The organism is Dactylosporangium sp. NPDC049140 (assembly GCF_040648435.1).
The window spans coordinates 47976-59868 of the sequence record NZ_JBEZDS010000028.1 but is presented as its reverse complement, the minus strand read 5'-3'; the positions used below and the strand labels follow the sequence as shown (position 1 = coordinate 59868).

The 11893-nt window shown below is 72.9% G+C and carries 9 protein-coding genes; 1 reads left to right on the top strand and 8 read right to left on the bottom strand.

Going from position 1 to position 11893, the window contains the following annotated elements:
- Positions 1 to 128: 128 nt before the first annotated feature.
- The 5 genes from AB0B76_RS35200 to AB0B76_RS35180 form a co-directional block, all read right to left on the bottom strand.
- Positions 129 to 2375 carry a transglutaminaseTgpA domain-containing protein gene (locus tag AB0B76_RS35200; RefSeq protein ID WP_360383725.1) on the bottom strand — a complete coding sequence of 749 codons (2247 nt, stop codon included), beginning with the start codon at positions 2373 to 2375 and terminating at the stop codon, positions 129 to 131.
- Between the two features lie 280 nt (positions 2376 to 2655).
- Positions 2656 to 3765, bottom strand: a complete 1110-nt coding sequence (locus AB0B76_RS35195) for a DUF58 domain-containing protein (RefSeq protein WP_360383532.1) — start codon at positions 3763 to 3765, stop codon at positions 2656 to 2658.
- Positions 3766 to 3769: 4 nt separating this feature from the next.
- Positions 3770 to 4696, bottom strand: a complete 927-nt coding sequence (locus AB0B76_RS35190; protein WP_360383722.1) for a MoxR family ATPase — start codon at positions 4694 to 4696, stop codon at positions 3770 to 3772.
- Positions 4697 to 4774: 78 nt separating this feature from the next.
- Complete coding sequence (locus AB0B76_RS35185) at positions 4775 to 7348, bottom strand: fibronectin type III domain-containing protein (protein ID WP_360383529.1); 2574 nt, start codon at positions 7346 to 7348, stop codon at positions 4775 to 4777.
- A gap of 103 nt (positions 7349 to 7451) precedes the next feature.
- Entirely contained in the window at positions 7452 to 8702 is a 1251-nt protein-coding gene (locus AB0B76_RS35180) for a tetratricopeptide repeat protein (RefSeq protein ID WP_360383526.1), read from the bottom strand.
- Between the two features lie 132 nt (positions 8703 to 8834).
- On the opposite strand from AB0B76_RS35180, the gene AB0B76_RS35175 reads away from it, so the two are divergent.
- Positions 8835 to 9569, top strand: a complete 735-nt coding sequence (locus AB0B76_RS35175; protein ID WP_360383523.1) for a TetR/AcrR family transcriptional regulator — start codon at positions 8835 to 8837, stop codon at positions 9567 to 9569.
- Between the two features lie 100 nt (positions 9570 to 9669).
- Here AB0B76_RS35175 and AB0B76_RS35170 read toward each other — a convergent pair whose 3' ends face one another.
- The 3 genes from AB0B76_RS35170 to AB0B76_RS35160 all read right to left on the bottom strand — a co-directional run bounded on the left by AB0B76_RS35170 (position 9670) and on the right by AB0B76_RS35160 (position 11855).
- Complete coding sequence (locus tag AB0B76_RS35170; protein ID WP_360383520.1) at positions 9670 to 10236, bottom strand: helix-turn-helix domain-containing protein; 567 nt, start codon at positions 10234 to 10236, stop codon at positions 9670 to 9672.
- A 232-nt stretch (positions 10237 to 10468) separates the two neighbouring features.
- On the bottom strand, positions 10469 to 11338 hold the full coding sequence (locus AB0B76_RS35165) for an AraC family transcriptional regulator (RefSeq protein WP_360383517.1): 870 nt from the start codon (positions 11336 to 11338) through the stop codon (positions 10469 to 10471).
- A 55-nt stretch (positions 11339 to 11393) separates the two neighbouring features.
- Positions 11394 to 11855: a hemerythrin domain-containing protein gene (locus AB0B76_RS35160; protein WP_360383514.1), complete on the bottom strand. Its 462-nt coding sequence runs from the start codon at positions 11853 to 11855 to the stop codon at positions 11394 to 11396.
- Positions 11856 to 11893 lie beyond the last annotated feature (38 nt).

Below are 11893 nucleotides of genomic sequence, written 5' to 3'. Positions count from 1 at the left end.
GCGCCGGGCGGGCTGTGGTTGCCGCGCCGGGCGGGCTGTGGTTGCCGCGCCGGGCGGGCTGTGGTTGCCGCGCCGGGCGGGCTGTGGTTGCCGCGCCGGGCGGGCTGTGGTTGCCGCGCCCGCCGGGCTCAGTCTTTGCGGCGGCGGTGCCAGCGCAGGGGGCGGGGGTCGAAGGTCCACAGCAGGCGGCGCCACCAGGGGCGGCGGGCCCGCAGATCCTCCACGTACGCGGTGGCCTGGGCCGTTGCCCGCGCGGCCTGCGGCTCGCCCGGGCCCGTCGCCGGCGTCGCGAAGGCCACGGCGTTGACCAGCGTCGCCAGCTCGTCCACCGGTGGCACGGCCGGGCGCAGGCCACGGCCCGGGGCGTGGGCGCGGGGCTCGGCGGCGTTGGCGGCGTACCGGGCGATCTCGCCCGCGGTCAGGTGCGTCGGCGCCGGCCGCCCCGCCTGGCGCAGGCCGATGAGCACCTCGTGCCAGGCGGCGTCGATGCGCACGCCCGGCGGCCCCTCGCTCAGGCGGCGCCGGCGGCGGCGGGCGAGCACCACCGGTACCGAAGCGAAATAAGCGACGACGAGGACCAGGGCGGCCGCGGCGGACGACACCGCGATGAGCGTTGTGTGGTCGCCGGCGACGGTCGCGGGCGCGGCCGATGCATGGGCGGACGCGGACGACTGCGCGCTCGGCGCGGCCGAGGGCGGCGGGACCGACGGGGGCGGCGGCTGCGACGGCGGCGCCTTGGGCTTGAAGTCGTCCTCGACCGGCCGCTGCACGGTGTCGGACTTCGGCAGCGGGTCGAACGCCACCCAGCCGAAGCCCTTGAACTCGACCTCCGGCCAGGCGATCGCGTCGGCGCCGTGGATCTCCTTCTGGCCCTCGTGGGTCTGGAAGCCCACGCCCACGCGCGTGGGCAGGCCGGCCAGCCGCGCCAGCACCGCGAACGCGGCGGTGAACTGCTCCGACGTGCCCTTCTGGCCGCCGAGCTGCTTGTTGCCGAACAGGAAGTGCTCGACGTTGGGGTACGAGTGCCCGCTGGGCGCGTCCGCGACGAGCTTGTAGTGCTCCTCCAGCCACTGCTGGATGGCGAAGGCGCGCTGGTACGGGTTGGAGACCCCCTCGCCGAGGTGGCTGGACAGCTGCGCGATCGAGTCCGGCACCTTACCCGGCAGCGCCACGAACCGGGCCGCCTCCTCCGGCGTCGGGACCTCGGCGACGAGGAGCGCCTGGTCGTCAGGCCGGGGCCGCTGGCGGGAGGTGACGGTGTACGTCAGGCCCTTGCGCAGGCTGTCGGCGAGCGCGACGGTGCCGGTCTCGGCGTCGTAGGCCACGCGCACGCCCTCGACCCGCTCCGGGGTGGCGATCCCGGGCAGCAGCCGGCCGTCGAGCTCGTCGATGGTGATGGCCTGGGTGACCTCGGGCCCGTCGCCGTCGGAGCGGCCCAGGACGCGGCCGGCGTTGCGGTACACCGAGCCGATCCGCCAGGTGACGCCGTCGTAGTCGTTGAGCACCGCGAGGCGGATGATCGGTTCCTGCTCCGCGCCCGGCCCGCGCGTGACGACCGCGTCGAAGAGGTGCTGGTCCTTGTTCAGGTTCCAGCCGGACAGGCGCACGAGCGGGTTCTCGTCGAGGGCGTCCAGCTGGGGCGGGGTCACGTAGTTGCGCGGGTCGACCGGGCTGTCGTTGCCCTGCTCGGCGACGGCCGGGCCGAGCAGCTGGGACAGCAGCACGATGACGGCGAGCCCGGCCGCCGCGCCCGCGCCCACCCGCAGCCCGAGCGTGCGGCGCTGGGCCCCGGTCAGCGTGTCGCCGCCCAGGTCCGGACGCGCGCTCGCGATCAGCCCGAGGATCGCCAGCGCCGCGTACGCCATCGGGATCCACGTCGTCGCCCGGGCGGCGGTCGTGTCCGGGCCGACCAGGTAGAGCGCGCCCCCGAACAGCGCGGTGGGCGCGCTGTAGGAGAGCAGGACGCGGCGGTACCGCACGCCGGCCTCGGCCGCCGCCAGCCCCGCCAGCCAGGTCGCGATCACCGGCAGCAGCACGGTGTCGGGCTGGGGCTCGATCGGGATCAGCGCGGTGAGCAGGCGCGGGATGCTGTTGCCGAGGGCCTCACGGGCCACGTCGGGCACCGCGCCCGGGATCTGCCCGGCCGTGGCCGTCACCCGCACCGTCACGTACACCATCACGGCCAGGCCGAGCACCGAGGCGGGCGCGGCCGTGAAGGCGGGCAGCCGGCGCACCGCGACGCTGATGAGCACCGAGCCGGCCGCGGCGACCGTGGTGAGCAGGGGCAGCAGCGTGCCGTTGTAGATCGGGGCCAGCGCGAGGCCGCTCAGGATCAGCATGCCGAGCAGCGCGAGCGGCACGAGGACGCGCCGCATCACGACGGCCGCCCGTCGGCCGCGCGCGGTCGCGCGAGCCGCATTGCGTCGGCCGCCCGTGGTCGCGCGAGCCGCATTACGACAGCCGCCCGTCGGCCGCGCGCCGTCGCAGGCGCCGTATCACGACGGCCGCGCGCCGTCGCACGCGCCGTATCACGATGGCCGCGCGCCGTATCACGATGGCCGCGCGCCGTATCACGACGGCCGCGCGCCGTATCACGACGGCCGCGCGCCGTCGCACGCGCCGATTCACCACGGCTGCGGCCGTTCCGCGCGCGGCTCACCACGTCTGCACCCCGTCCCAGGCCGCGGCGAACTCGGTGCCGTCGCGCACGGCCAGGACGACGACCCGCTCCAGGGCCGGGTGCTCGTCGCCGAAGACCCCCGCCACCAGCGTCGGGTAGGCGGTGCGCAGCGTGCTGACCCGGGACAGGTCGGGGTCGCCGGTGAGGTAGATGAGCGTGTCGCCGACCCGCTGGGTGCGGAGCTCCTCGATGGAATTTTCCGACATTTCCGAAATTTCCGTCTCGGCGAGCAGGTCCAGGTAGGCCCGGGTCGTCTTGCCGGACGCGGCCCGCCCCGACAGCAGTCGCAGCGCGATCGGCAGCTCTGCGTGGAAGGCGGCCATGACCAGCGAAGCCGCCGCCTCGCAGGCGGACTCGAAGAGCTCCGGGTCCGCGTACGACGAGCGGCGGTCGTCCAGCAGCACCGCCAGCCGGGGCAGCGACGTGTCCAGCTGCTCGCGCACCATGAGCTCGCCGACCTTGGCCGACGTGCGCCAGTGCACCCGCCGCAGCTCGTCGCCGACGACGTACTCCCGCAGCGTGTCGAAGGTGATCGTGCCGTGCGGGACCCGGTCGTCGCGCCCGTCGAGCGAGCGCGTGATGCCCGTCGGCACGGCGGTGAGACGGTGCACGCGCGGGTACACCCAGACCTGCGCCGTTCCCCCGTAGGCGCGGGCCAGCGCCATCAGCCCGAGGGGGTCGCGGCGCACCACGCGCAGCGGGCCGATCTCGACCACGCCGCGGCGGGCGGTGGGCACGGGATACTGCGCCGTCGTCTCGCCGCCGGCCTTGAGGCGGAGCAGCGGCACCGGCACCGAGATCGGCCCGCACCGGTCGTGCGCGACGAGCGTGGCGCCCCGCAGCCGGCTCGTGTTGCCGACCTTCAGCGTCACCGTGCTCGACTCGCCGCGCATCACCCGGTCCGGCTCCACGCCGCGTGCGACGGTCAGCCGCGGGCGCCACCAGACGTACCCGGCCGCGAAGACCAGCGACGCCACGCACGCGGTGCCCAGCACGACCAGGTGGCGGTACCCGAAGACCAGACCGACGGCGAGCAGCACCACGGCCGCCGCGCACAACCCGGCCCCGCGGGCGGTGAGGCGCATCGGCTCAGGCCGCGACGGGGGAGGGCACGGGCACCGCCTCGAGCACCTGCCGCACCACGTCGGCCGGGACCACGCCGCGCACCTGGGCGTCGGGCGCGAGCACCAGCCGGTGCGCGAACACCGGCTCGGCGAGAACCTTGAGGTCCTCCGGCACCACATACCCGCGGCCGTCGGTGAGCGCGTAGGCGCTCGCGGCCCGGGTCAGCGCGATGACGCCGCGCGGGCTCACCCCGATGCGGATCTGCGGGTGCGAGCGGGTCGCGTTGGCGAGCTTCACCGCGTAATGCAGCAGCGGATCGGCGATGTGCGCGCGCCGGGCCAGCCGCACGAGCTGGGCCACGACCGGGGTGTCGGTGACCGGGTCGAGGGCCTCGGGGGAGCGGTTCACGGAGCCGCGCAGCACCTCGATCTCGACGGCCTCGGCCGGGTACCCCACGGAGAGCTTCATGAGGAACCGGTCCAGCTGGGCCTCGGGGAGGCGGTAGGTGCCGTCCATCTCGATCGGGTTCTGGGTGGCCACGACGAGGAACGGGCGGGGCACGCCGTGGCGGACGCCGTCGACGGTGACGTACCGCTCCTCCATGACCTCCAGCAGCGCCGACTGGGTCTTCGGCGAGGCGCGGTTGATCTCGTCGGCGATGACGATGTTCGCGAAGATCGGGCCCGGGTGGAACTCGAAGCCGCGGGTCGCCTGGTTGAAGATCGTCACGCCGGTGACGTCGGAGGGCAGCAGGTCGGGCGTGAACTGGATGCGCCGCCATTGGCCCTGCACGCTGGCCGCGATCGCCCGCGCGAGGGTGGTCTTGCCGACGCCGGGCACGTCCTCGAGCAGGACGTGCCCCTCCGCCAGCAGCGCGGTCATGGTCAGCCGCACGACGTGCGGCTTGCCGAGCACGATCGACTCGATGTTGCGCGCGAGCCGGCCGACCAGCTCGGCCGCGGCGCCGACCTCCTCGCTGCTCGGTGGACCCTGATGCGTGGGCTGTTCAGGCGAGATCACGGTGCTCCATCAGCATTGCTTCAGCGGCCCCGTGCCGCTGGGCAGATTCAACCAGGCGTATGGGATGTAGTTCTCGCCCATGAAACTGATCTTGATCCACTGCGTGCTCTTCTTGCCGCCGTAGGGCTCGGCGTTGATGCTCACGCTGGTGTTGGTCCAGCAGATCGCGGTGTAGCTCTCGCCGTTGAAGACGTCCCCGATGCCCGAGCCGGACTGCGACGGCGCCTTGTACACCCAGATGCCGCCGCCGCTCGCGGTCTTCCCGCAGTAGCTCGGGTCGTTGCAGATGACGGTGCCCTTGTACACCGGCGTGCTGACCGACCCGGTGCCGCTCGCGGTCATGCCGGCGTCGTTGGTGATCGTGGCGGTGTACGAGTACGCCGTGTTGGGCCACAGCCCGTTCACCGTCAGCGAGCCCGAGCACGCGCCGCTCGCACTGCCGCCGCCGGCGACGTCGACCTGGCAGGTGGCGGGCGAGCCGCCGTCGGTCGCGGTGAAGCGCACCGTGATCGAGTTGAGCGCGGCGGAGTCGCCGCTCACGGTCATCTTCGGCGCGGCCAAGGTCGTGCCGGAGCCGCTGGCCGGGGCGCTCTGGCCGGCTTTGTTGATCGCCCGCAGCTGGACCGTGACCGCCTCGGCGTCCTTGAACCCGGTGAACTCGTGGGTCAGGGCGGTGCCGATCGTCGACTTGGTGCCGTTGACCGTGGCCTCGTACCCGGTGAGGGGCGAGCCGTTGTCGGCCGGCGCCTTCCACGTGGCGACCACCGTGCCGCGCTTGGTCGTCGAGGCCTTCACCGTCAGCCCGGTCGGCGTGCCCGGCTTGTTGAACGGCACGACCGACGGGCTCAGCGGCGACTGCGGCGAGCTGCCCCCGATGTCGTTGATCGCGGCGACCTTGAAGGCGACCTGGGTGCCGTACGCCAGCTCCCCGGCCGGCACCGTGAACTGCGGCTGCGCCGACTCGAACGTCTTGGACTCGCCGGTGCCGACGGTCGTGACGACGTACTTGGCGATCTTGTGTCCCTGCCCGTTCGCGGCCGGCCACGTCACCGCGACCGTCCCGTCCGGGTTGGCCGTCGCGGCCACGCTCACCGGGGCGTCGGGGACGTCGCGGGTCGGCACCACCGGGTTCGCGGCCTTCTTCGGCCCGTTGCCCTTGGCGTTCACCGCATAGACCGTGAACTTGTACGTCTGGCCGTTGGTCAGCCCCGTGATGTCCAGCGCCCGCTGGGTCGCGCCGACCTCGTGCGGCGGCTGCCCGTCGCCCTCGACCACGTACTTCGTGACCGCGGCGCCGTTGGGCGGGGCCGCCGTCCACGTGACGCGGGCGGTCGCGTTGCCGGCCACGGCGTTGACCCGGGCCGGCGCGCCGGGCGGCCCGACCGGCGGCTTGGTCTGCTGCGGGGGCGGCGGCGCGGGCGGGGCGTCGCCGCCGAGGACGTCGTTGGCGTACTTGTCGACAGTTGTCACGTGGTTCTTGGCGTCCACGACCCGCGCCGTCGAGCCGCCGGGCGCGTTGATGAACATGCGGTCCTCGCGGACCTCGATCTCCAGCGGCTTGCCGCCGGCCTGGATGCGGATCGGGTCGAGCGCCTTGCCCTGCCCGTCGAGGACGTAGACGGTGCCGGTCGCGTCGTCGGCGCAGTAGAAGCGGCCCGACCACGCCACGCACGGCTTGAGCTGGGGGCTGTCGCCCGGCACCTTGAAGTCGCTGACCTTGTCGTTGTTCACCACGTAGACGTGGCCGCCGTCGACCACGGTCACCGGCACGTCGCCGCCGACCGTCCGGTCGGGCATCCCGCCCTCGCCGTCGAGCTTCAGCGGGACCTTCTTCACCGCGTCGCCCTGCAGGGTGGTCAGCGTCGTGGCGGTCTTGTCCAGCACGGCCACGCCGGTGTCCAGGATGGACAGCGCCAGGTCGTGGCTCGGGTCGGCGACCCCGACCGTCTTGACCTTCACCGGGTCGCCGGCGAACCCGCCGCCCTGGCCGCCCCCGGGGGAGGCGGGCTTGCTCTTGGCCGCGTCGATCGCCACGACCGTGCCCTCGGACGGCACCAGCAGCCACAGCCGGCCGCTGTCGTCGAACGCGCCGCCGGAGATGCCCGGCGGGAAGCTCAGCGTCTCGCCGACCGGCAGCAGCGTCATCGGGTCGAGCTGGCGGACCTGGCCCTGGACGGTGTCGATGACGAAGGCGGTGTCGTCGTGGACGGCGACCGTCACGCCCAGGCCCGGCGTCGACTGCGTGGTCGCGCCCAGGGTCAGGCTCGACAGGTCGAGCACGCTGACCTTGCCCGTGTTGAGATCCCGGAGGATCACGAATCGGTCACTCTGGGTGACCTGCATCGTGTGCCCCTGGGCGTCGGTGATCTTCGTTCGGGTGTCCACCTTGCCGGTGACGCCGTTGACCCGGGCGACCTCGCCCTTGTCGGCGCTCCACAGCCAGGCGCTGACGTCGAAGCTCGCGACGGCATGGTTCGCCGAACCCGTGCCCCAAAGCGTAAGGCCCAGCACCGCGACCAGGGCGACGATCGTGCCACCCGTGACCAACGCACCGCTGCGGCCCGAACGCAGGTTCAGACGCATCTGCTCACCATCCCGGTCCCCTCCCCGAAACCGGCGCCCATCATATTCCCGTCGATGAGTGGCCGATACCCGGTCACGGACTGTAGTTGCTGCACTCTTTGCACTATTTGCGTTTCGTGCATGCCAGGTCCGACAACTGGACGTCCTGCGTTCCGTAGACGGCCGCAACGGTGAAGCAGTACTCCAGCTTCGGATTGAGACCGTTGATCGTGTACTTCGTCGTGCCCGCCGGCAGCCCCTGCAGCTCGCGCACGGCGCCCTCGGTGCCGCCCGCCACGATGAACGGCACGGTGCCCTTGGTCGGGTCCTTCCAGGTCAGCGTCACGCTCGTCTTGTCGTCGCGCAGCTGCAGCTCCCGCGGGGCGCGGCCGTCGCCGAGCGCGGCCGTGGACGGCGGCGCGCTGGCCGGCCCGGGCTCCGGCGCGGCGACGGTCTGCGTCGGCGCGGGGCCGGGGTCCTTCCCGCCGGCGCTGACGAACGCGACGGCGGCCGCGACCGCGCCGCCGAGCACCGCGATGACGGCGATGATGACGATCGCGATCATCGGCGAGCGGCGGCCGCGCTCCTCGTCCACGGGCGCCGGCTGAGGCACGGGCGGCGGCGGTGACGGCGACCAGACGGGTGCGGGCCGGGGCTGCGGCTGCGGCTGGGGTTGCGGCGGCCACGGAGGGCCGGACGCGGGCCGGAAGTCGGTGCGCTGCAGGACGCCGGGTGCGGCCTGCTGCCACGGCGCCGGCTGGTAGTCGTCCTCGTCCTCGTCTTCGGCCTCGAACAGCGTGTCTTCCACCGGCTCTTCCGCGCGCGGCTCTTCTGCGCGCGGTTCGGGCCGGAAGATCGGCCGGTCGTCGAGCGGTTGCCGGGTCGGGGGCGTGACGGGGTCGAAGACGACCGGCGGCGCGGCGGGCACGTGGATCTCGCCCTCCGGCTCGGGCAGCCCGAGGTACTCCCGCGCGGCCCGCACGCTCGGGTGCCCGGCGCCGAGCGCCTGGGGGCCCAGCTTGGCGACCTGGTTGTACCGCCGCTTCGCCTCGAACACGTTCCCGAGCTCATCGGCGACGCGGGCCACCTCGAACGAGAGCGCGAGCATGACCGCGTGCCCGTCGCCGAGGCGGTGGTACCCGGCGGTGAGCCCCTCCTCGAGCACCCGCCGCGCGTCGTTGAGCTCGCCGATCGCGACGTGGTACCGCGCGAGCTGGGCGGTGGCGGTCAGCACGTCGGGGTCGTCCGGCCCGAGCGTGCGGATCGCGGCGTCGACAGCCTGGTCGAGCAGGTTCAGCGCACCCCGGTTGTCCCCGTGTGCGGCGATCGCTTTCGCGCCTTGCACGGCGTTGGCCAACTGGGCGGACGAGGACACGCCGGATACTCTGCACTGCCGGGTGGGGTGCCCGCCACCCGGTGTCACCCAACTCCCATGATCGCGGCCGAACGGTGTCATACGCATGGTCGGCGCCGCGCCCCGTTTGGCTGATCGACGGATACTTGTTCCATGGCGACCGAATCGCTGGGCCAGCTGCCGGGTGCGCGCGCGGGCCGCGACCCCGCGCGGGCGATCAAGCGCGGCCCCAGCCGGGTCCCGCCCGAGGTCATCGCGGCCAACCAGCGCGAGCGGCTCTTCGACGCGCTGGTGCACACCGTCGCCGAGAAGGGCTACGCGAACGCCACGGTCAGCGACATCTGCCGCGCCGCGGGCGTGACCCGCCCCGCCTTCTACGCCCTGTTCGCCGGCAAGGACGACGCCCTGATCGCGACGTACCGCCACGGCACCGACCTCCTACTCAAGATCATGGAGGACGCGTACCGCAACGAGCCGGCCTGGCGCGAGGGCGCCCGCGCCGCATTGCGGGTCATGCTGCAGGTACTGGCCGAACTCCCTGCGTTCGCGACGATGGCGGTCGTGGAGATCGACGCGGCCGGCCCGCACGGGCGCGCCGAGCGCGCCCGCCTGCTGCGCCGCTTCGACCGCTTCTTCGCCGAGGCCCCGCGCGCCGTGGACGTGCCGATGCCGGAGGAGCTCGTGGAGACCATCGTGGGCGGCATCTACGCCACGGTGTACCGATACGTGGCCGCCGGTCGCGGCGAGCAACTCCCGGCCCTGCTGCCGACCCTGAGCTACTTCACGCTGGTGCCCTTCATGGGCCGCGAAGAGGCCGCGCTGGAGCTGGGCAGCGAATCCCCGGCAAAGACCTCGGCCAAGCCCGCGGAGTGCGCAATCAGCCCGTAATGCCGGAATTGCACCGCGTCGCATTCCTGTACCAATTACTTCACCTTGCGGATGCGATTACTCCATCGCCGAGAAATGGTACGCGCGCGTGACGGTTCGGTTACGAGAACCTGAGCGCGCTCACCAGCTGTACGGCTCCCTCGCACGCTTGGTCGAACGGCTCCTGCGCCCCGGCCGCCCGCGCGAGCACATAGCCCCCCTGCACCGTGGCAACCACGGCGGCCGCGACCGCCACCGGATCGGCCCCGGCCCGCAGCTCCCCGGACTCCTGCCCGGCCGCGACGATGCCGGCGATCCGATCGCGCAGCCAGGCGAACGTCTCCTCGACCGGCGCCCGCAGCGCCGGATCGGCCACGAGCTCGGGATCGGCCGCGTGCCGCCCGATGGGGCATCCGCGCAGCGCGTCGCGCTCCCGCCGCAGGTACGCGACGATCCGCTCCAGCGCCGGCCCATCGCCCCCGAGAATGCTCTCGGCGCGCTCCCGCTCGGCGGCAGCGGTGATCCCGAGCGCGGCGGCGGCGAGCTCGGCCTTACCGGCAAAGTGGTGGTACATGCTGCCCTGCCCGGCGCCGGCCCGGTCCTGGATGGCCTTGGGACTGGTACCGCCGTACCCACGCTCCCAAAGCAGCTCCTGGGCACTGGCAACGAGCCGGTCGCGCGCGTTCATGCCGTCCAGTGTACCGACTGGTACGTACGCGCGCCCCGGACACAACGCGACGACTGGTCAGCCGCTCGCGGCGAGCGGTCACGGACGTTCATGCAGCTCAGCCTGCCCGCCCGGCACATACCCGATATGTCGGGCGCTGCCGCGCCACGACATATCACATTTATGCTCCGTCAGGCGAAAAATCCGATATGTCGCGGCGCGAAACGCCCGACATATCGATAAACCTGAACGCTCAGGCCGTACGAGGCGTCAGACGGCCCGGCAACGCCGACCGCTGATGCGGCACCCGAGGCGCCGGCGACCGATGCAGCGCCGCGCGAAAGCTGCCCGGCGACTGCCCGGTCTCGCGCGCGAAGAAGCGGCCGAAGTTGGTCGGCTCCTCGAACCCGAGCTGCCGCCCGACATCGGACACCGGCAGGTTGCTGGTCGCCAGCACCCGCTTCGCCTCCAGCGCCACCCGCTCGTCGATGAGCTGCTTGGCGCTGCGGCCCGTCACGGCGAGGCTCGCCCGGGTGAGGGTCCGCACCGAGCACCGCAGCTGCTCGGCGTAGTCCTCGACGCGCCGGTGCCGTACCTCGCGCTCGAGCTCCCGCCGCAGCTGCCCGATGAGCAGGTCGGCGGGGCTTCGGCGCGGTACCGGGGCCAGGGCCGAGATCCGCATGAGCAGCACCGCGACCGAGTGCGCGAGCAGGTTCGCGCCGAACGCGGTGCCCCCGAAGCGGACCTGGTCGACGCCGATCTGCGCGATCTCGGCCACGATCGCGTCCTCGTCCTCGCCCGCGGGCTGCCAGCAGGCCGGCGCGAACGGGTCGGTGGCGAGCTCGGGCAGCGGCAGCTCGGGCAGGATCGCCGGCGAGAACATCAGCAGCGTGGCGTCGAACCCGATCTGGCCGCCGAACTGGTGGACCTGGCCCGGACGGCCCCACAGCAAAGTGCCGGGGCGGCAGGCGTACGTCACGAAGTCCACCGCGTGCGTGCCCTGCCCGGCGCTGACGAGGATGACCACGTGGTTCGCGGTCCGCAGGGGCGAACGCCCGACCGGCAGGTCGCTGAGGCGCGCCGCGCCGACAGGGTCCCCGGATAGGACGCCGAGACTGACCATGACCAGCCCGACTGTACCGAAGGCCCGCCAATCGGCAAGCGGGGTGGAGCCGGATTCACACCCGGATGCCGGCCACCGCGAGCTCGGCGATGCGGACTTCCTCGAACGCCGTTCCCGGCTCGTTCAGGCGTTCCGGCGTCAGTGCGTCGCGCAAACCGGGCAGCAGCACGGTTTCCTCGTGCTCGACGTGGTGATGTACCGCCGCGATGAACTCCTCGAGCTTGTCCTCGAAGTCCGGCCCCTCGGGCGAGATGCGCTGCAGGTCGTGCAGCAGCCGCTCGGCCTCGTGATGCTCGTCGGCGCCGTGGTGCGCATCGTCGGGCGAGGGCAGCTGCGGGTACACCTGCTGCTCCTCCGCATGGCTGTGCGCGGTCAGCCGCGCCGCGCACTCGTCCAGCAGCACCTGACGGTCCTCGTCGGCGGCCCGCAGGCGGTCGAAGAGCTGCTCCATCATCCGGTGGTCGTTCGTGATCAGCGTGACGGCGTCGGAAGCCGTGCCCCCTCCTTGGATCGTCAACTTCCACGGTCGCGCGTGACGGGCCGATGGCGCGGCCG